This window comes from Filomicrobium insigne, assembly GCF_900104305.1.
GTDB lineage: Bacteria > Pseudomonadota > Alphaproteobacteria > Rhizobiales > Hyphomicrobiaceae > Filomicrobium > Filomicrobium insigne.
On the sequence record NZ_FNJC01000003.1, the window covers coordinates 332,365 to 352,020 of the forward strand.

General features: G+C 57.1%; 20 protein-coding genes, 1 tRNA gene and 1 pseudogene. 11 read left to right on the top strand and 11 right to left on the bottom strand.

Features of this window, described 5'->3' with window-relative positions:
* Nucleotides 1–216: 216 nt before the first annotated feature.
* Nucleotides 217–696: a 30S ribosomal protein S9 gene (gene rpsI, locus BLS30_RS11680; RefSeq protein WP_090228948.1), complete on the bottom strand. Its 480-nt coding sequence runs from the start codon at nucleotides 694–696 to the stop codon at nucleotides 217–219.
* Nucleotides 689–1,165: a 50S ribosomal protein L13 gene (gene rplM / locus BLS30_RS11685; RefSeq protein ID WP_090228951.1), complete on the bottom strand. Its 477-nt coding sequence runs from the start codon at nucleotides 1,163–1,165 to the stop codon at nucleotides 689–691. The genes rpsI and rplM overlap by 8 nt, the downstream gene beginning before the upstream one ends.
* A gap of 533 nt (nucleotides 1,166–1,698) precedes the next feature.
* Here rplM and BLS30_RS11690 point away from each other — a divergent pair.
* The 4 genes from BLS30_RS11690 (at nucleotide 1,699) to BLS30_RS11705 (ending at nucleotide 4,196) form a co-directional block, all read left to right on the top strand.
* Nucleotides 1,699–2,238, top strand: coding sequence for a hypothetical protein (locus BLS30_RS11690; RefSeq protein WP_052743915.1), 540 nt, complete (start codon nucleotides 1,699–1,701; stop codon nucleotides 2,236–2,238).
* Between the two features lie 136 nt (nucleotides 2,239–2,374).
* The gene (locus BLS30_RS11695; RefSeq protein WP_090228954.1) at nucleotides 2,375–3,217 is read left to right on the top strand and encodes an enoyl-CoA hydratase; all 843 of its coding nucleotides are present in this window, start codon (nucleotides 2,375–2,377) and stop codon (nucleotides 3,215–3,217) included.
* A 5-nt stretch (nucleotides 3,218–3,222) separates the two neighbouring features.
* On the top strand, nucleotides 3,223–3,663 hold the full coding sequence (locus tag BLS30_RS11700; protein ID WP_090229435.1) for a VOC family protein: 441 nt from the start codon (nucleotides 3,223–3,225) through the stop codon (nucleotides 3,661–3,663).
* Complete coding sequence (locus BLS30_RS11705; protein ID WP_090228956.1) at nucleotides 3,660–4,196, top strand: CoA-binding protein; 537 nt, start codon at nucleotides 3,660–3,662, stop codon at nucleotides 4,194–4,196. The genes BLS30_RS11700 and BLS30_RS11705 overlap by 4 nt, the downstream gene beginning before the upstream one ends.
* Nucleotides 4,197–4,229: 33 nt before the next feature.
* On the opposite strand, the gene BLS30_RS11710 is transcribed toward BLS30_RS11705, so the two are convergent.
* The 4 genes from BLS30_RS11710 to BLS30_RS11725 all read right to left on the bottom strand — a co-directional run bounded on the left by BLS30_RS11710 (nucleotide 4,230) and on the right by BLS30_RS11725 (nucleotide 5,956).
* Nucleotides 4,230–4,538 (bottom strand): hypothetical protein, encoded by a 309-nt coding sequence (locus BLS30_RS11710; protein WP_090228960.1) that lies wholly within the window; start codon nucleotides 4,536–4,538, stop codon nucleotides 4,230–4,232.
* A 10-nt stretch (nucleotides 4,539–4,548) separates the two neighbouring features.
* Entirely contained in the window at nucleotides 4,549–5,076 is a 528-nt protein-coding gene (locus BLS30_RS11715) for a DUF1493 family protein (RefSeq protein ID WP_090228963.1), read from the bottom strand.
* A 151-nt stretch (nucleotides 5,077–5,227) separates the two neighbouring features.
* Entirely contained in the window at nucleotides 5,228–5,524 is a 297-nt protein-coding gene (locus BLS30_RS11720; RefSeq protein WP_090228966.1) for a DUF6881 domain-containing protein, read from the bottom strand.
* Nucleotides 5,525–5,542: 18 nt separating this feature from the next.
* On the bottom strand, nucleotides 5,543–5,956 hold the full coding sequence (locus BLS30_RS11725) for a hypothetical protein (protein ID WP_139165341.1): 414 nt from the start codon (nucleotides 5,954–5,956) through the stop codon (nucleotides 5,543–5,545).
* Between the two features lie 202 nt (nucleotides 5,957–6,158).
* Between BLS30_RS11725 and BLS30_RS11730 the strand changes: the two genes are divergently transcribed.
* Together BLS30_RS11730 and BLS30_RS11735 are read left to right on the top strand one after the other, a co-directional pair.
* Nucleotides 6,159–7,133, top strand: coding sequence for a quinone oxidoreductase family protein (locus tag BLS30_RS11730; RefSeq protein WP_090228971.1), 975 nt, complete (start codon nucleotides 6,159–6,161; stop codon nucleotides 7,131–7,133).
* 20 nt (nucleotides 7,134–7,153) lie between these two features.
* Complete coding sequence (locus tag BLS30_RS11735; protein WP_090228973.1) at nucleotides 7,154–8,716, top strand: ArnT family glycosyltransferase; 1,563 nt, start codon at nucleotides 7,154–7,156, stop codon at nucleotides 8,714–8,716.
* 84 nt (nucleotides 8,717–8,800) lie between these two features.
* On the opposite strand, the gene BLS30_RS11740 is transcribed toward BLS30_RS11735, so the two are convergent.
* Nucleotides 8,801–9,121 carry a hypothetical protein gene (locus BLS30_RS11740; RefSeq protein WP_090228976.1) on the bottom strand — a complete coding sequence of 107 codons (321 nt, stop codon included), beginning with the start codon at nucleotides 9,119–9,121 and terminating at the stop codon, nucleotides 8,801–8,803.
* 469 nt (nucleotides 9,122–9,590) lie between these two features.
* Here BLS30_RS11740 and BLS30_RS11745 point away from each other — a divergent pair, with 469 nt between their 5' ends.
* Nucleotides 9,591–9,872, top strand: coding sequence for a hypothetical protein (locus tag BLS30_RS11745; RefSeq protein ID WP_052743916.1), 282 nt, complete (start codon nucleotides 9,591–9,593; stop codon nucleotides 9,870–9,872).
* A 28-nt stretch (nucleotides 9,873–9,900) separates the two neighbouring features.
* On the opposite strand, the gene BLS30_RS11750 is transcribed toward BLS30_RS11745, so the two are convergent.
* On the bottom strand, nucleotides 9,901–10,533 hold the full coding sequence (locus BLS30_RS11750; protein WP_090228979.1) for an NADH-quinone oxidoreductase subunit E: 633 nt from the start codon (nucleotides 10,531–10,533) through the stop codon (nucleotides 9,901–9,903).
* Nucleotides 10,534–10,757: 224 nt separating this feature from the next.
* On the opposite strand from BLS30_RS11750, the gene BLS30_RS11755 reads away from it, so the two are divergent.
* A tRNA-Ser gene (locus BLS30_RS11755) sits at nucleotides 10,758–10,849 on the top strand.
* A 105-nt stretch (nucleotides 10,850–10,954) separates the two neighbouring features.
* Nucleotides 10,955–12,271 carry a site-specific integrase gene (locus BLS30_RS11760; protein WP_090228981.1) on the top strand — a complete coding sequence of 439 codons (1,317 nt, stop codon included), beginning with the start codon at nucleotides 10,955–10,957 and terminating at the stop codon, nucleotides 12,269–12,271.
* A 207-nt stretch (nucleotides 12,272–12,478) separates the two neighbouring features.
* Here BLS30_RS11760 and BLS30_RS11765 read toward each other — a convergent pair whose 3' ends face one another.
* Nucleotides 12,479–13,129, bottom strand: coding sequence for an outer membrane protein (locus tag BLS30_RS11765; RefSeq protein WP_052743917.1), 651 nt, complete (start codon nucleotides 13,127–13,129; stop codon nucleotides 12,479–12,481).
* A gap of 600 nt (nucleotides 13,130–13,729) precedes the next feature.
* On the opposite strand from BLS30_RS11765, the gene BLS30_RS11770 reads away from it, so the two are divergent.
* Nucleotides 13,730–13,969 carry a DUF4145 domain-containing protein gene (locus BLS30_RS11770; protein ID WP_046479033.1) on the top strand — a complete coding sequence of 80 codons (240 nt, stop codon included), beginning with the start codon at nucleotides 13,730–13,732 and terminating at the stop codon, nucleotides 13,967–13,969.
* A 104-nt stretch (nucleotides 13,970–14,073) separates the two neighbouring features.
* Here the strand turns inward: BLS30_RS11770 and BLS30_RS11775 are convergent, their stop codons facing one another.
* Nucleotides 14,074–14,970, bottom strand: coding sequence for a hypothetical protein (locus tag BLS30_RS11775; protein ID WP_076605414.1), 897 nt, complete (start codon nucleotides 14,968–14,970; stop codon nucleotides 14,074–14,076).
* A gap of 588 nt (nucleotides 14,971–15,558) precedes the next feature.
* On the opposite strand from BLS30_RS11775, the pseudogene BLS30_RS11780 reads away from it, so the two are divergent.
* Nucleotides 15,559–18,204: pseudogene (locus BLS30_RS11780) on the top strand (arylsulfatase).
* A 16-nt stretch (nucleotides 18,205–18,220) separates the two neighbouring features.
* On the opposite strand, the gene BLS30_RS11785 reads toward BLS30_RS11780, so the two are convergent.
* Complete coding sequence (locus BLS30_RS11785) at nucleotides 18,221–19,654, bottom strand: cobyric acid synthase (RefSeq protein WP_210184037.1); 1,434 nt, start codon at nucleotides 19,652–19,654, stop codon at nucleotides 18,221–18,223.
* Nucleotides 19,655–19,656 lie beyond the last annotated feature (2 nt).

Below are 19,656 nucleotides of genomic sequence, written 5' to 3' on the forward strand. Positions count from 1 at the left end.
ATTGCATCATTGGGCCCTCCGTTACCGGTACCGCGCCAATACAAGGTGCTGGCAACCCACCGGCCGTTCCAGCGCAGCTCTGCTATGCGGAGCCGCGCTGGGGCACATTTGTGAGTTCATTTACCTCAGTGTAAGAGCGTGTGGCAAAAATGCTCCACGCATACAAAACTGTGACCTTCGTATGCCAGTCTGAGAACCCCTCTTTGGGGGGGCTCGCTAGCGCTTCGAGAACTGGAAGCTACGGCGAGCTTTCGCACGACCATACTTCTTACGTTCAACGGTACGGCTATCACGCGTCAGGAATCCGCCGCGCTTAAGCACGGTGCGCAGTTCCGGCTCGTAGTAGGTCAGCGCCTTGGCAATGCCGTGCCGAACAGCACCAGCCTGACCGGAAAGCCCGCCGCCCATCACTGTAACCATGATGTCGTACTGATCAGCCCGCTCGGCGGCATTGATAGGCTGCTGAAGCAGCATCTGCAGCACCGGCCGTGCGAAATAGGCCTTGAAGTCTTTGTCGTTGACGGTGATCTGCCCGCGACCCGGCTTCAACCAGACGCGCGCGACGGCGTCCTTGCGCTTGCCGGTCGCATAAGCGCGGCCATATTGGTCGAGCTTCTGCACGTGAACGGGTGTCTCGCTCGCGCCAGCCGTCGCTAGAGCGCCGAGATCTTCGAGGGTTTTTGTTTCTTCAGCCATTGTGCGTCAAAGCCCTCGCGTTCTTGCGGCTAAGTTTTGCAACATCCAGAATTTCCGGGTTCTGCGCCTCATGTGGATGGGTCGCACCCTTGTAGACTTTGAGGTTACGCATGAGCTTGCGCTGAAGCGGACCGCGCGCCAGCATGCGCTCGACCGCCTTCTCAATAACGCGCTCCGGGAAGCGGCCTTCAAGGATCTGGCGAGGGCTGCGCTGCTTGATGCCACCGGGATAGCCGGTGTGCCAGTAGTAGCGCTTGTCTTCGAACTTGCGTCCCGTGAACACAACCTTATCGGCATTGACGACGATAACGTTATCGCCGCAATCGACGTGCGGTGTGTAGAGCGCTTTGTGCTTGCCTTTGAGACGGGTGGCGATGAGGACCGCGAGACGGCCGACGACGAGGCCTTCCGCATCAATCACGATCCATTTTTTGTCCACCTCGCCGGGTTTGGCGACGAAGGTTTTCATGGGGCAGAACTCCTGCCTGTCGGAATGTTGAAAAACAAAGCGCATGGCCCAAGGACCATGCGCATCGGGCGCACGAAACGCCTGTATGATGCGCGTTTACTACGTGAATCATAGCTTCATGTCAATCTAAAATGGTATGTGAACCAAGAGAAATGACGAAAATACAATGCCTTGGGTTTGAGGTATCATGATACCGTCATGCTGTGGTATAAAGATACCTTATACATTTGAGCTGCGAACAATTTCAATCGTGTCCCGCGGCCACTAACCCCGCAGACAGAGAGACTAAAGTAAGCCAGCGAGGATGACGGGATTGCACGTAAGCTGACTTGCGGCTGCCGCAAACATGTTCCAAACAAAAAAAGCGACGGGTCCGAACCCGGAGCCGCGTTCAGCGGTTGCAGGACTCGGGACATCACCCCGTCTCCTGCCGACGTCGATGAGTGATGTAGGCAGACCTTGGCTTACGGCCGAGGTGATCATGGGAAAAAATGCCGCCGGACGGTGCGGCAGAACTTTTTGGAGGAAGGCGTATGCCGCAAGTCAATTCGATCATTCGAACGATGGCAATGTCGGTATTTGTGGCCTGCGCAACCCTTGCCACGGCGGCAACGGCGCAGGAATTCCAGCAGATTGAGCTGACGGAAGAACAAATCTCGAAATTCATCGCGGCACAAGGAGACTTGGCGAAGGTCGACACAAACACGGAAGCGCCTGCAGAAGATGCCAAGGGCGATAACGCAGCCGTTGATGAAAAGCTTGAGAAAGAGCTGGATGCTATCGCGGCCAAGCACGGCTTCAAGGACTACGAGGAACTTGATGACGTTGCTGCGAACATTGCCCTCGTTTTAGCCGGTATTGACGACGAGACTGGCGAGTATTCCGATCCTCGCAAGCAGCTCGACGCTGAGCTTGCTGAGGTGAAAGCGGACAAGAAGCTGGTTGAGGAAGAAAAGAAAGATATGATCAAGGAAATCGAGGACGCGATCGCGGCGACGCCTGAGCTGAAATATCCCGGTAACGTTGATCTGGTGAAAAAGCACCGCAAGGAAATCGAGAAGTCGCTCGAATAGCCTCAAGATCCGCGCGGACACTTAGATCCGCGCAAGGATCGGGATTTCGGAAACGCCGGTTCTCGCAGGACCGGCGCTTTTTCGTTGGAATGTAAAAGCTGAAACGCTGTATTTGGAAAGCGTGAAGGAGGCCAGCATGCAAAACACCGCTTCGACCAGCGTTGCTGACGCAGCAACTGGCGAGACGTCATCTCTTCTCGTTGTCGAGAAGCCCGAAACAGGAATTGCGATATTGCGGATGAACCGCCCGAAGGCGCGCAATTCCTTATCCTTGGAGATGCTCGCCGAGCTGACGACCGCATTTAAGACGCTCGGTACCGATGCCGATGTCCGTGCGATCATTCTGACGGCGGAAGGACCAGCCTTTTGTGCCGGACACGATCTCAAAGAATTAACAAGCCACCGCAACGATCCCGACGGCGGCCTCGCCTTCTATGAAAAGACGATGCGAGCCTGCGCCGACATGATGCTCACAATTGTTGCGTGCCCCAAGCCGGTGATCGCCGCCGTGCACGCGACAGCGACCGCAGCGGGATGCCAACTCGTGGCCACTTGTGATCTGGCAGTTGCTTCACGCGAAGCGCAGTTCTGCACGCCCGGCGTCAACATCGGTTTGTTCTGCTCGACACCCATGGTCGCTCTATCTCGCAACGTGCCGCGCAAACGCGCCATGGAAATGCTGCTACTGGGCGAGATGTTGCCGGCCACCGAGGCTGCTGACTATGGCCTAGTCAACCAAGCCGTTCCCATCGAGCATGTCATGACGACAGCCCTCGATATGGCGCGGCGCATCGCGGCCAAGTCTTCGGCCACCGTTGCGATCGGCAAGGAGGCTTTCTATCGCCAGATCGAAATGTCCTTACCGGAAGCCTACGACTACGCAGCCGACGTCATGGTCCGCAACATGATGACCGCCGACGCGAAAGAAGGAATCGGTGCATTCCTCGAGAAGCGCCCGCCAACCTGGCAGGGATGCTAAGCGGCATGCTGCCGAAGCGACTGACGCTGGTGACGCTGGGCGTCGCCGATGTCGCCCAAGCGCGGGCCTTCTACGAACGGCTGGGCTTCGAGGCGGCGGGGATCGAGGAGGAGTCGGTTGCTTTCTTCCAACTCGAGGGCTCCGTGTTGGCCGTCTTCGGCCGGGAGAATCTGGCCGAGGATGCCGGTGTGCCGCATGACGGTGCAGGCTTCCGCGGTGTAAGTCTTGCGATAAATCTCTCCAACGAAGGCGAGGTCGACGAAGCTCTCCGGCATGCCAAAAGCTGCGGGGCAACGATCATCAAGCCCGCGCGCAAAGTGAGGGGCGGCTATTCCGGTTATTTCGCTGATCCCGATGGGCATCTTTGGGAAGTCGCCTACAATCCATTGTGTCCCCTGGATGAAAACGGCCGCATGCAGCTACCGAAACCGAAGAAAGCGCCATGAATCACGACGAACACTATTCGGATGACTACATCGAGGGCATTCTTGCCGCGGCTCGGGTCTTTGCCTTCGTCGGCGCGAGCGCCAATAAAAGCCGGCCTAGCTACTTCGCAATGAAGTATCTGCTGGGCAAGGGGTACATTGTTCACCCGGTCAATCCGGGCCAAGCCGGCAAAGAGATCCTGGGCCGCCTTGCCTACACGACGATCGCGGATCTGCCCGCGCCGGTGGATGTCATCGATATCTTCCGCAATTCTGACGATGCGCTAGACGTCACGCGGCAGGCCATCGCGGAGAAAGACAGGCTCGGCATCAAAGTGATTTGGATGCAGATTGGTGTGCGCAACGATACTGCCGCTGCTGAGGCTGAAGCGGCCGGGCTCCAGGTCGTCATGAACCGTTGCCCCAAGATCGAATACGGCCGTCTTTCAGGAGAGATTTCCTGGGCCGGCGTCAACTCCCGCACCATCTCCAGCCGCAAGCCGAAGCTATCGAAATTCGGTGTGCAGAGCCATGTGTTGAGGGAGGCGGATTAGGGTAGCAAGGCCGGAAAGACCGAGCCGGTTTTTTTAAGGCTCGCCAGAACCAAAGACATCTGAATGCCAATACTTAGTTGGCTCGGAGAACCAATGATGATTTGCGTCGGACGCAAACTGTGCAAGTTGCTTCATTTCCACGTCGTATCTCCGAAACAACGCAAGAAGCTCTCTAAGGCTTTCTTCGGTTAGCTTCCCAGAAGCCACGTCGATATAAAGCGTCTTGCCTCGTCCGTAAAAATTGACGACGCATCCGATCGCCTTCAGCCAGCCGAAAAATGCGTCTTCATCATAGCTGGAATAAAACCGAGTTGCGTCTGCTTTAAGCGTGATCGTCGTCATTTGCACCCAGTTACGCGGGTTGATCGAGTTCAGGCCAGCGACTGCTCTTGGCCGCATAGAAAAGGATGAAGATCGTAACGGGAATCCCCCCTTTCTTGCGAACAAGGGCTTCAATGGCAGAAATCAAATCGAATCCTTCAGAGCCAAAGTGCAGATTAAATCTAAAATTCGATAGGTCGACGTTGAATTCTCTTTGGAAGGCCAACATGAACTCCAAGGCGTCGTCGCCGTCCACTCCCAAATCGTGAGCGATATCAGTATCACCAGATATGTTCTTACGAGTTCTGGTTTCCTCACGCACAAATTTCAAGAGTCTTTCCCAGAGTTCTTTGTCGGCAGCCGACATGTAAGCCTCGTGGAGTGAGATCAGTCTATTGGTGACTATTTTCCTCATCAAAGCGTCGGAAAAGTACTCAACTTTCACGTCCACCACTTCAACCTGCAAGGCGCGGCAAATCTCCAGCCCTTCACGGTCCAGGTCATCCACCAGGACATGATCCTTGAGCTGATCGTAGTGTGCGGCTTTGTATTGGCGCAACCAATTCTGAATTCGCTTAATGAGCCCGATTGACAGTTCAAGGGTATTTAGGTCGATATAACCACCGTCAACCGAGTTTTCGAATGCCAGTTCCGCGGAAATTTCCGTCGACGGTGAGGTAGATCATCTGCTTTTGATCCTCCGCGTCCGCTCAATTGCCACGAGTTGAGAGCGAAATCGCTCTAACCCATACCTCCTCAAATTCATCGTCAGTAATTTCTGCCGCATAAAATTCAGGATCAGCATTGATCTCGGAAAGCGTCGGTATGGGTTCTGAGCCGAGCATGGTCAATCCCTGGGACAAGTGCGCATCTGCGTAGCCTACAGAGCCGTCGCGAAATACTTCTACTTTGCGCACTTCAAAGCTGGCATCGTCCAGATCGCTGTAAAGTAGAACAGGCTCGTCAGGATGGTCGTGTCTCCATTCAACCCTTATGTACCGCCTCACTTCATTGGCCTCGCCGCCTCAACACCTTTTCTTAATCTCGCGGCCCAATTCCCGCGAAACTTCATGCGCCAGCATCTTGCCGCGCGAGATCTGGTTGAGCGAGAGCTTGCCGCTGGCGCCTTGCAGGATCCGGGGCGCGGCATCGGCTTCAATCTTGCCCCGCTTCAGCTCATCGCACGACAGCTGCTTCTTCTTCTGGCTGTAGGCGAACAATCTCACGCCTGACGCATAGGCTTCCGGCGTCGCCGACTGCCCAATCCAGGCCCGCTGATCGTCCTTCTTGAAATGTTCCAGAGTTGCTTGCCGCTTGGCGACGCAATCAGGCGAGTCATCGACGCAGGATAAGCCTGCCGTCGGAGAGCTCACGCCCGGCCCTTGCCCCGCGCAGCCAGCCATCGCCATCAGAGCAAAACCGACCAATAATAATCTCACGGCGGAAGCCGGCCCTCCGGTCGAACACAATGCTACCATCATCGCCCCTTGTGAAGCTGAGCACGAGCCCATAGAAGGCGGGAATGGCGCGGTCAAGGCATGTGCGTGGCGGGAGTGTAACCCAAAAGCTGCGAACAGCCCGACCAGTCAAATCGGCAGAGCCGTTTCACGGCACTTGTTCACACCCTAGCGGAGTTGAGCGATGGTCCACGCGATCCGAATTCATGCCTACGGCGGCCCGGAAGAACTGAAGTGGGAGGCCGTTGAGATCGGCGAGCCTGGGGACGGCCAGATCCGTATCCGCCATACCGCCGTCGGACTGAACTACATCGATACCTACCACCGCACCGGCCTGTATCCCGTGGGCGATCTCCCCGCCACGATCGGCATGGAAGGGGCTGGCGAAGTGATTGCCATCGGCCCCAATGTCCCGGGGCTGAAGGTCGGCGACCGCGTGGCCTACGCCAATCCAATGGGCTCTTATGCGGAGGAGCGCTTGATACCGGCGGATCGTGTCGTGAAGGTGCCCGATTCCATCGACGATCAGACGGCGGCCGCCATGATGCTTCAAGGGATGACCGCGCGCTATCTGCTGCGCATGACGTTCCCGGTCGACGCCAACACGACCCTTTTGTTCCATGCGGCAGCAGGAGGCGTGGGGCTTATCGCGTGCCAGTGGGCAAAGTATCTCGGGGCCACCATCATCGGCACGGTCGGTTCACAGGATAAGGCAGAGCTGGCCAAGGCGCACGGCTGCACGCACGTCATCAACTACCGCATAGAAAATTTTGTGGATCGCGTGAAGGAAATCACCGAAGGGCGCGGTTGCGATGTCGTCTATGACGGCGTCGGCAAGGATACCTTCCCTGCATCGCTCGACTGCCTTCGCCCGCGCGGCATGTGGGTGAGCTTCGGCAACGCCTCCGGTCCTGTGACCGGCTTTGACATCGGCTTGCTCGGTCAAAAGGGTTCTCTCTTTGCCACGCGCCCATCATTGTTCGCCTACACTTCGACGCGCGAAGATCTTGAAGCCTGTGCGAACGACCTGTTCGACGTCGTGACGGCGGGGCACGTCAAGATTAACGTCAATCAGACCTACCCGCTGAGCGCAGCGGCCGACGCGCATCGTGATCTCGAAGCGCGAAAAACGACCGGCTCTACAGTTCTGGTACCTTAAATTCGTCCGGGGAGACCTCGTTGGCACAATCGCAAGAAGGCCAGGCCAACGCGGCAAACGTTGGCGTGCAACAGGACCGGCGGGCGCTTCAAGGATTGGCGCTGGTTCTATTCGCTGTCCTCACCTACTCGTTCCTGCATGTCGGCTTCCGGCTTCTGGCGTCCAACGTGCTCGGCGAAGATGACGTAGTCGACAACATCCTCGTCCAAAATCTCCAGGCTGGGTACGACGCCTTCCCACGCCAGCCACCGCTATACGACTGGGTGCTCTGGGGTGTGCAGCAGGTCATGGGCCCGCACATCGAGAGCTTCCTGCTTATCAAGTACACCGCACTCATAGCGACGGCAGGCTTTCTGTATCTATCCGCGCTGCGTGTATTTAAAGACCGTCTCTTTGCGATCCTGACTGTCGAGTCGCTGGCGCTGATCTATCAGATCAGCTGGCGGTTCCACGAAGGCTTCACCCACGAAGTCGGCGCTATGGTCGCGGTCACTGCGACGCTGTGGGTGTTTCTGCGCATCGCTGAGGACGGCGGGATCGGTAACTTCATCCTGCTGGGCGTGATCGCAGGCTTGGGCTTTCTCACCGAGCCTGCCTACACGGTGTTTTTGGCGAGCCTCTGCCTCGCCGCTTCGCTGCAGCCGGGACTGCGCCGACGACTATTCCGCGCGCCCCTTTTGCTTTCGCTGGTCATCGCGGTGGCAATTGCATCACCCTATCTTTGGTGGCTGCTTTCAGATCCGCGGCGCTTGCGCTGGCTGACGAACGCAGATCCATACAACTGGAAGTATGCGCTTGATGGCTTCGTAGATGCACTGCGAGGCCCGCTCGCCTACCTCTCGCCATTGATAATTATTCTGCCGCTGATTTTTCCGCGGTACTTGCCGACCGCGTGGGTGGACTTAGGCCGTGCGCCGACCAAGTCAGATCCCCCCGATCTCGAACAGTGGATATTGCATACGGCACTGGTCGCTTACGCGCTTTCGATTGTGGGAGCGCTCGCGTTCGCAATCCATGGGCTGGCGGTCCACGTTCTGATGCCGCTTTATATAACGAGCACGATTTGGCTCTTTGGCGTCGCGCGGCGAGCCTCAGGCACGCCGTTGCACGTGAAGCGCTTCACGCGCTTGGCGATCCTGATCGCCGTGATCGCCTTTGTCGCGCGTATGGCCAACATGTTCATCCTCGATCCGGTGTGTAAAACCTGCCGCTGGGGTATCCCGTATTCAACTCTTGCTCAAAGCATGCAGGACCGTGGCTTCGATCCCAAGGGAACGATCATCAGCATAGATGACGAACTGGCGGGCAACCTGCGTTCGCAATTCCCCGAAGCGACGATTGTAACGCGCCGCTACCCCACGTTTACGCCGGAAGGCGCCGACTGGTCGCGCGGCTCCCGAGCCTACGTGTGGGGCGCCAATATTCCACAAAAGCAGGCTCACACGTTCATGGGACGGATGCTGCCGGAGGGACGATCAGTCGATGAAGCGGACACCCTGACGGTGCCCTGGCACCATCTGTGGCGGGAGGACGGCTACCGAACCACCGAATGGAAGCTTTTGATAATTAACGATGCACCATAAGGAAGCCGCGACAGATAGCGGGAACGAAGGAACTGACCGTGAGAGGAGCGCGCTGTACGGTCAGCGCGCAGGCGAGAAAACGGTTCAGTTGAGTTCTGAAAAACGGCTCGGATCAGGCTTCCGGCCGGTAACCCGTTCCAGAGCGATCGCAGCGAGAATCTTGCCGGCGAGCGTTTTCCGCGGGACAAGATCAGCGACATTGTAGTCTTTGGACGGCGAAGCATCAGTGCCGTCGAGGATGTCGACAGACACGGCTTGACGAATGCTGCCCGTCTCAAGAGGTGTCGCCAATGCGGTTTGCCCCAACAGGCAGTAGAAAACGGCGGCAGTCGTCGTCGAAAACGCACGCAAAATCACGAGATTGCCCCCCTCTAGCTGACGCCAATTCGCTGGCAGTTGTCCCATGCGGCCCGCATTCCCCACCGACCGTTTCGCCAAGGTAAAGCGTTCCAGAGCTGACGCAAGTAGTAAACAATCTCGTATGAATTGGCGCTGAACGGATCATTTGACACAACAGGTCGCTGAGCGCCGCGCCCACTCTGACTTTGTGGCGAATAGATGGCACGAATTGCCGCACCCCAGGTTCCGGGTTTGAACCGTTGCCAATTGGCATGGGCTGTCTGTGAAGAAAATCTTATCTTGCGGAACGCTCTGAAACATTCGTCCCAAGGCGGAACAATAAGGACTCGTTGATCAACAATTTTCCTGCGCATTCAAATAGATAAAGCTGCTTGGCGTTTACCAGTTATCATTTCTTCGGCGACATCATCAGTACCGGGAGGGGCGGTCCTTCAAGGAGGATCTCCCGGCATTACTGACAACGGCTCCTGCAAGCGTTTTTCGAGGGGCACTAGAGCAGATAGCGAGAACACAAATGCTTAGGGAAGAAATCTATTTCGAGGACATCTCAACGGACGCCATTGCGTTGGTCTCGATCGGTTGGGAAGCTGAGACGCCGGATTATTTTGCGCGTGGCTTGAGGTACAGCAGCGGCCGGAACATCGATCTGATCCAGGCGCACAAGTGGTTCAATATTGCTGCGCTTCGCGGCAATCGCGAAGCACGCATCTATCGCAGCGAAGTCGCGATGGAGATGACGCGGAGCGAGATTGCCGAGGCACAGCGCCAAGCGCGCGCGTGGCTGGCGCGCCAGTAAGCGTCTGGCCGTCCTGGAGAGGCGCTGGCTAGCAGTCTGAAAAGAATGATGACAGGCAGCGCCATGTCGATTTGGCGGCGCCGCCAATGGCATCACCGGCTTCACCCAGTTTCTCGCCAGTTTTTTTTGCAACGCCAACGACCGCATCGCCTGCGTCCTCAAGGCCTTTCTTGGACGACGTGGCCGTGCGCTTCGCAAGCTCCTCCACCGTCTTTGGAGGCCCCTTTGGCTCTGCTTCGGCCTCTTCTTGCTTGGATGGAACGTCCTGAGACGCATCTTCCGGTGCCGCAGCCGGTTCGATTGGCTTTATGGGCGCAAGCTTGGGGTCCTCCTGGCCAGTGCCTATAGCGGGCGGCACAGTTCCGGGCACTACGACGTTCGCGGGCGGTGCAACCGGCATCTGAGTATCCGCAGAGGGTGCCACAACCACAAGTTCTCCCTCGCAGGGGCCAGACGCGTTGCGCCTGATGCTGCATCGCGCATGCCCGCCGCGTTGCGCCAACTCCTTGGCACAAACCAAGGGGGCCGCAGAAGCGGTCATCGAGAGGGAGCTTTGCGGATCGAACGCGCAGCGGTAGACCGCAAACGGCTCTTCGCAAGTAACACACTGCTCCTCTGCGGCCGCGGGGAGAGCAGCGCTCGATAAAATGGCAAGCACCATAATTGACCACGCCCACCGGCGGCACAGCCAAAAACGCAGAACTATAACGTGTGCTGATCCGTACATCGCATGTGCTTTATTGGGTTGAAACCTGCATTCAAAGTCCTGGTGCCCGGCCTCAGCCTAGCGCGAAAGAGCAGGTCCGGCGAGGCCTTCGAACAAGATATCTATCAGGCGGGTTGCAATCGCCGAGTCGCCCAACTATACGGATGCCTTCGACCTCCGGAGACGTGGCCGAGTGGCTGAAGGCGGCGGTTTGCTAAATCGTTATACGCTCAACGGCGTATCGAGGGTTCGAATCCCTCCGTCTCCGCCAGGAACCCTGACACCCAAGGCATTGAGTGTGCAGGATAAAAATCCAAAAAATTGCCAACGGTTCGGCACTGCATTACCGTAAACTGCATAACAATTGCGGTACATCATGCGGGCACCGAAGCCGTTCAACCGTGGCGGGATCTGGTATCTGATCCGCAGAGTTCCAAAGAAATATCGCCACCTAGACACCAGAAGTTTCGTCTATCTCACGACGCGCATTCCAGTTGTGGATGATCCACGCGGCATCCGTGCCGCGCAGGTGGTCGCGCACCTCAACGAGGTGCTTGAACAAGGCTGGAGGGAATTAGAGCAAGGGCGCGAGCCGAACCATGAAGAGCGGTACGAACGCGCACGTCGCACCGCTCATCAACTCGGCATTCGCTACATTGAAAAGTCGGAACTCGCGCAAGCCGGTCCCATCGAAATTAAAAAGCGTGTGGCCCTCATCAAGAGGTTCAAGCCGAAGCCCAGCTCAGCGGTTTACGACGCCGTCGTTGGCGTTGTCTCACCGCCTCCGTTGACACTGAGCAGGCTAGTCGCGGCATTTGAAAAAGAGCAAGCGGCGAGCCTGAAAGCCCTCTCACCGGATCAGCTCAAACGCTGGCGGAACCCCAAGAACCGCGCCGTCAACGACCTCATTAAGATCGTCGGAGAGAAGAACGTCACAGCGCTTACTCGCGCCGATGCGCTCGCTTTTCGTGACCATTGGCGCGAGCGCGTCATCAAGGGTAAGGCCGAGATCGGCACCGCAAACAAACAATTCGGCCACATCGGAAAGATGCTGCGCACGTTAGAGAACGCGCAGCAGATCGGCATTCCGCTGGATGTATTCGCCAAGCTACGCCTGGAAGGCGAGAAGACGGTGCCGCGTGCTCCCTTTGATCCGGAGTTTATTCAGGAGGTGATCTTGGCTGACGGGGCGCTCGACGCGCTTCACCCCGAAGCACGGCGCGTGGTTTTTGTTATGGCGAATACCGGCTTGCGCCCAAGCGAGATCGTGAACCTCCGACCCAGCCACATCCACCTCGATGCAGACGTGCCGCATCTGGAGATCAAGCCGGAAGGCCGGAAGCTCAAGACGAACGACAGCGAACGAGTGATGCCTCTCGTGGGCTGCGCCCTGGAGGCGATGAAGCTTCAACCGAAAGGATTTCCCCGCTACTTCGATAAGGGCGCGACGCTATCAGCGAACATCAGCAAGTTCTTTAGAAACCACGGCATGCGGCCGACGCCAGCGCACTCGCTCTACTCATCGCGGCATAGTTTCGAGGATCGGCTAACGGCACTTGATCCGCCCGACAAGATTATTGCGACCTTAATGGGTCACAAGCACCAGCGCCCGAAGTATGGCAAGGGGCCGACGCTGGAGCACCTGCAAGGATGGCTTGATCGAATTGCATTCGCGCCGCCAACGAGCCTGTGATGAGCATCCGCTAGGTTGAACCGGCCAGGATCTTCGGCTAAGTGACGAGCACGGACGAAGGGCAGATACTATGGCACGTTCACGTTGGAAGACGCCTATGCGTGGCGTCACGACCGCAGAAAGCGACAAGCTCGGAGTATCGCCGCTCACGGCGATCTGCTCGCTTTGCAGTCCAGACAGGCGAAGAGGTGCCGCCGCTCAAGGCATTCAAAAGCCGTAGCTTATGCCGCCGCGCACTGACTGAATATTTATGTCATCTGCCCGATGATCGTAACCAAGGCTGGAAACGACACTGCCAAAGTCGACGTACTGATACTCAACGCGCACTCGCAATCTATCCCACAAGGCATACTCAAGACCGCCTCCCATTGCCCAACCAACAGCGTCATTTGAGTTGGATGAACCGAGGGTTAGGTCTTTCTTTTCGATCTCGCCTAACGCGACGCCGCCTGTCGCGTAAATCAGTGCGTTACTGTGGGAAAATCCGAGCCGGGCCCTGAAGGTGCCGACGTAGCCCATCTCCAGCGCGTTGACCAAACCTGCAAACTGGCTGTCGTCGCCGTTCAACGAGGACCAAGTAATGTCGCCTTCGATGCCATATACAAGTGAGCCGCGCTGCCACAGATAGCCCAGGTGCAAACCTGAGGCCGTACCGTCGTAGGAGATGTCTCCATCGGGCTGCCAGTCAGTAATGACCGTATTGCGCCACGAGTTGCCGGTCTCGCCCCAAGCCTTGCCGACATGCGCACCAATGTAAGGTCCGCTCCAATCGTAGTTCGGGGCCCTGAGCAGCTCGGCCGCACATACATTGCCCGCAGATGAAGCCAAGACAAAACCGATGGCGAGCGCTCTTAGCATGTTGGGCCCCTCAAGATGCTCAGAATGAACGAATGTGGACGCAAACACGTTCGGAGAACCATCCGTAAAGAGAGTTAAGAAACTCTAACGGTGAGGCCGCCGCGCCAGTAGGGATACCTTCGTCGATGCCCGCAGCTATATTCCGCCCACCCCGTGTGTTGTCACCGCTATTTTGGAGGGTTCTGGAGGGAAATAGCGTACACGTAGTTCTCCGTTTCATCGTTCTCGGCACGCCATTTATTTCTTGCAGAGCATTGATTTTGAACAAGTATTATGGTGGCGGATTTTGAGTGAGCCTATTTGTATCCCAACAGGATTGCGTCAATGTCGGTTCTGACAACCCAATGTCCGCATTGTCTCGCTGACCCCGTTCCGCTTCGGGCCAGAGCACTGTCTGAACGGCGTGGCACGAACCAGCGAGTGATCGTTTTCACGATCTGCCTCCCTGCAATGAGCCCACTTGCGTCATTCTGAACATGAACGGGGAAGCTCCGGTAACTCCAATTGGTTAAGGGGGGATGTGGACGTCGTCACGACGTCCGGCTGGCACATCTACGCCATCTATCCGGATCCGACAAAACGTGAGGCTCCTTCCCATCATTGCAACAGCGCATAGCGGCCTTGACGACGTCTAGCCATATCCCGGCCGATGTCGCGAAATGGGCGGACGAAATTAGAATAGTCGGTAACGACGCGGCGCATGACGCCGCGGAACTCGCAAAAGAAGACGTCGACGAAATTGCTGAGTTTGTCGACGCGTTTCTTCAGTACGTATTTACGATGCCTGCAAAGTTCGCGCGGCGGCAATCACGAAAGAACGCTGCCAACGTCGCCCCCTAGCCAAGGACTACGGGGCTCATATGCCGGGTTACATCAGTAGCGCTTGAGCAGAAGTCGTGCGAGCTAGGTCGTCTGGCGCGACTAAGATATTCGGCGGGAATGTTTCAAAAAGCCACCGAGAGCCCTGAGATAGGTCCATGCTGCAGGACGTCGTATTCGTATTTCGTGCGCCCTGACCCTTTCTCATAGTCGACGTCGAGCAATCGATAGCCGAGGACGCCGGAATAGGTGACGCCTCCTTCGGAGCAAATCTCGAAGCTGTAAGCGGCGAGCACATTCCACGAGAACTTGCTGCCTGCGCCAAAACCGCCGATATCCCCGCGCAAGACCAGATCCTGCCCTGGCCCCAAATTGTGCCGCATGACTGTGCCGACGACCGGATCGACCCAGTCGACGCCGCCGCTGCGTGCAAGGGCTGCACCTCGGACAAGGGAGAGGTCGGCAATATCCAAACTTCCGTTCAAAGACAGCCTGAGGTCGGCTTCCTGATGCCAGTAGCGGGCGCCGGCTAGGATATCGATTGCTGTGGTGCCGGCACTGGATTGCCATTTTGCCACTTCGTAAGTGCCACCGGCCTCGACAATGGTTTGATCGATGCTCAAGCCGACGGAAGCGCTGAGCGTGCCGCTGATGGCGGGGTTGATGCTGCGAGACCGCACGCCATCGGTGCCAAGGTTGAGGGGCGCGTAGACGATATCACCGTAAAAGGCGAGCCTACCCTTGCGCGCTTCCATGTAGCCCATGAAAGGTACCCCATCCAAGTGCTCCAGGAGTTCAATTGGATTGACGTCAACGTCGACCGTTCGACCCTTTACAGTTTGGTCGCCTTTCAACCAGGTGAACCATCCATAGGGCGTGGCGCTGAGTTGCCAGCGGCTGTTGGAGGCGGGCGGCTCTGTCACCGTCGCGAGATCGCCGGACCGCGCTACACAAGGAAGCGCAGTCGAGGCGAGCAGGAGAGCAATAGCGCCACCCGAGGCAGACAGACATTGACTCTTCATGATGCCCTCCTCGGGCCAGACCATCACAAATATCTCTAGCGTCATAACCTCAAACAGATAACAGATTCGATGGCGGAAATTGTTGTTTGGTCATTACTGTGCGCTCGAAACGATATTTTTCGCAAAAATTCCCCCATAAACTCTGGAGGAATTAAGTCTAATTCAAATGCGCTAATCCAATTCATTGGTGTAAAAAAATTGAGAATGGAATTTAATTGACAGCATATATGTTGAGGTGCAGCCTCATTATTCTAGGCGCGACGGGCAAGCACTGGCATTTCGTTGTGAGAATTGCATGTTCTATTGCTTCTGCGTCGGCGGCCGAAACAGGCGCCGGTTAGCCGCACGAGTCCGGACCTATTTCCGCAGGGTCAGATCAAAACTAAGAATTGCTTTGGCAGTTTGCGCAAACAAAGTGCGACGAGCTAGCGATGCCTATTTATGTGGCGCTTTCTTAGCGCTCGGCCAGAACGCCATGAGCGCGTCCTCTCCTGCATTTGAATTGAAAAACTCTAAGGCGTCTGAACGCACGGAGTTTGAAAAACACTGTGGCAACTTGAATGTTCGCTCGGAACAAAGGACGAGGTCATGACGACTAGAGAACTTTTGTTTGTCTCGCTTGCTTCTCTTCTTCTGGGAGGTGCCCCGGCAACAGCACAGGAAGTCACCGGCGCCCTTGGTTCTCCCAGTGCGACGACGAGCGTTCAGGGAGTACAGCTTCCACCGCCCGATCCAAAGTTCGGCGGAATCATCAAGCAGGATGCTCTGAAATCGAAGCCTTGGTGGCCACCGCGGATCGCGCCGCCGGAAGGCGCGCCCAACGTGCTGCTGATCATCACGGACGATGCGGGTTTCGGCGTTCCCAGTACCTTCGGAGGCGTCATCCCAACGCCGACGATGGACCGTGTCGCGAACGCGGGTCTCCGCTACAATCGCGTATTCTCCACCGCGCTTTGTTCACCGACGCGGGCCGCGCTAATTACTGGGCGCAACCATCACTCGGTCGGCTTTGGCGTGATCTCCGAGCAGTCCACCGGTTTCCCGGGCTACAACAGCATCATTCCAAGGGACAAAGCCACGATCGGTCGGATCCTTTTGGACAATGGCTACGCGACTTCATGGTTCGGCAAGGACCACAATACGCCCGCATTCGCTGCCAGCCAGGCTGGTCCATTCGACCAGTGGCCGACAGGAATGGGCTTTGAGTATTTCTACGGTTTCGTCGGAGGCGACGCTAATCAGTGGGAGCCCAACCTCTTTCGCAACACCACTCAGATTTATCCCTTCAAGGACAAACCGCCCGGTAGTTGGAACCTTGTGACCGCGATGGCTGATGACGCTATCGACTGGATGACACGGATGCACCAGACCGACCCATCTAAGCCGCTGTTCATCAAGTATGCGCCCGGCGCCACGCATGCCCCGCATCACCCCACCAAGGAATGGGTAGATAAGATCAGCGCGATGCATCTGTTCGACGACGGATACAACAAGGTGCGTGAGCGCATCTTCGAAAATCAGAAGAGGCTCGGCATTATTCCGGCGAATTCCGAATTGGCACCCTGGCCGAATGGGACACTGAAGCCGTGGGACCAACTCTCCGACGAGGAAAAGAAACTCTTCATCCGGCAAGTTGACGTCTTTGCCGCCTATGCGGCCTACAACGACCATGAAATCGGTCGCGTGATCCAGACCTTTGAGGACCTCGGCAAGCTCGACAACACGCTGATTATCTACATCAACGGCGACAACGGCACGAGCGCCGAAGGTGGACCTCTGGGCACACCGAATGAGGTTGCCTTCTTTAACGGCGTCACGGTCCCGGTCGACGAGCAGATGAAGTGGTATGATGTTTGGGGCACCGAACAGACATACAACCACATGTCGGCAGGCTGGTCGTGGGCCTTCGACACGCCGTTCGATTGGTTCAAGCAGAATGCGTCAAGGCTTGGCGGCACCAACCAGAACATGGTGGTGTCCTGGCCCTAACGCATCAAGGACAAGGGGGCCTTGCGCGAGCAGTTCGTCCATGTGATCGACGTCGTTCCGACCCTTCTCGAGGTTGCCGGCATCCATGCGCCCGAGATGGTTGATGGCATCAAGCAGATGCCCGTTGAAGGCACCAGCTTTGCCTACACTTTCGACGCTGAAAACGCCAAGACACCGACCCGGCACACAACTCAGTACTTCGAAATGATGGGACAGTGGGCACTCTATAAGGATGGCTGGTTCCTGAGCACCAAGGTCAATCGTGCGCCTTGGGAGGCCTTTGGTCCGGCCAATCCCGATCCGCTGAACAATCAGGTTTTGCAACTCTACAACTTGAACGAGGACTTCACCCAGACCAACGATATCGCCGCGAAGAACCCGGACAAAGTCGAGGAGATGAAGCAGGAGTTTATTGACGAGGCCCGCAAATATCAGATCTTTCCGATGGACGCATCCGTCGCGGCACGCATCGTTGCGCCAAGGCCCAATATTACGGCCGGTCGCACGGAGTTCGTCTATACCCGACCGATGGTCGGGCTCCCGCAGGGCGACTCTCCATTTTTGCTCAATACATCGTTTGTCGTCACGGCGGACATTGATATCCCCGACCAGGGTGCCGAGGGCATGATGTTGACGTCGGGCGGGCGGTTCGCCGGCTACGGCTTCTATCTGCTTAAAGGCAAACCCGTGTGGGTCTGGAACCTCCTCAATATGGAGCGTGTAAAGTGGGAGGGCGAAGACACGCTCACGCCGGGCGCGCACAAAGTCGAGTTTGAATTCACATATGACGGTTTGGGCCCTGGCACGCTCGCTTTCAATAACTTTAGCGGCGTCGGCCGGCCCGGTACCGGTGTGCTCAAGGTGGACGGCAAAGCCGTTGACACCAAACAGATGCAGAAGACGCTACCCATGATCCTGCAGTGGGATGAAAGCTTCGACGTTGGATCCGATACGCTGACCGGCGTCAACGACGCTGACTACAAGCCGCCGTTCCCGTTCACCGGCAAACTCAACAAACTCACCATCAAGATCGATCGGCCGCATTTGACCGCCGAAGACATAAAGAAGCTGCAAGGCGCGATGAAAGCTGCTGCAGACGGACCGGTCTCTCAAAATCTCACTATCGTCCAACGGTTGGAAGAACGGTTTGACAAAAGAGAGGACTGCCGCAAGCAGGCCGATGCGCAGAACCTCGGTCCAATTGAGCGGCTTCGATTTGTCCGGGATTGCTTACAGAAAGATTAGCTCGTCTATGGCGTATTCACCTCGCCAAGGCGAACAAAGCATCGACGTCTAGGTGTGTCTCCATGTGTTCCGCCAGAGCGTCGAGGGTAGCGTCAACGGAAGCACCGTAAGCAAACGAAGCGGTCCGTGCCCCGAGCGCTGACAAAAAGCTGCGGCGGAAGTCATCGTTAACGAACATGCCGTGCATATAGCTGCCCACAATGCGCCCGTCCGGGGAAGTGCCCCCTTCCGCCCGATCGTTCACAAAGGCGAAGGGGCGCTTGCGATCCGGTCCGTCCGTGCGACCCATGTGAATTTCGTAAGCGTCAATCACGGTGCCGGAGGCCGCATGCCGGGCCTGTGTCCGCGAAACTTCCTTGTCCGGGAACATCACGGTTTCTAGGTCGAGAAGACCCAAGCCCTCGACGCTGCCCGGCGTACCCTCGATACCGTCCGGGTCGTGGATTGCGCGGCCCAGCATCTGGTAACCGCCGCAAATCCCAAGGACAGCACCACCACGACGCACATGCGCCCGGAGATCGATATCCCAGCCTTGCGCGCGAAGATAAGCGAGATCGGTTGATGTGGATTTCGATCCGGGCAGGATGATCAGAGCGCAATCACCCGGTAAAGGACGACCCGCAGGGATCATGCTGAGCCGAACTCCCGGCTCTTGAGCGAGCGGATCGAGGTCATCGAAATTCGCGATGCGGGAGAGAATAGGAACGGCGATATGAAGCCCCTCGCCCAGATTGCTCTCGCGCAAGTCGAGGACATCTTCAGCGGGCAGTTTCCTGGCATCCGGAAAATAGGGCAGGACCCCAAAGCCCCGCCATCCTGTGCGTTCCGAGATGAAGCGATATCCGTCATCGAAGAGGCGCGGATCGCCGCGAAACTTGTTGATCACAAATCCCGAGATCAACGCGGCGTCATCGGGATCGATGACGGCTTGTGTTCCAACGATCTGGGCAATGACGCCGCCACGCTCGATGTCTCCCGCCAGAACGACGGGAACGCTCGCCGCCTGCGCGAAACCCATGTTGGCGATGTCACCGCGTCGAAGATTTACTTCAGCGGGACTCCCGGCTCCCTCTACAATCACGAGGTCGGCATCGCCTTTCAACCGATTGAAGCTCGCGAGTACCGCGCTCAAAAGCTGTGGTTTCAGGCTTGAATAAGCGCGGGCCTTTACAGTGGTGAGCCGTTGGCCTTGGACGATGACCTGTGACCCCGTCTCCGATTCAGGTTTGAGCAAAATAGGATTCATGTCGGTAATGGCTTCGCGGCCCGAGGCAAGCGCCTGCAAGGCCTGCGCCCGACCGATTTCACCACCGTCCGCTGTGACGGCGGCGTTATTCGACATGTTTTGCGGCTTGAACGGCGCGACGCGAAGCCCGCGTCGGAGTGCGGCGCGGCAGAGGCCGGCAACAAGCAGTGACTTGCCGACGTTCGAACCCGCTCCCTGAATCATAA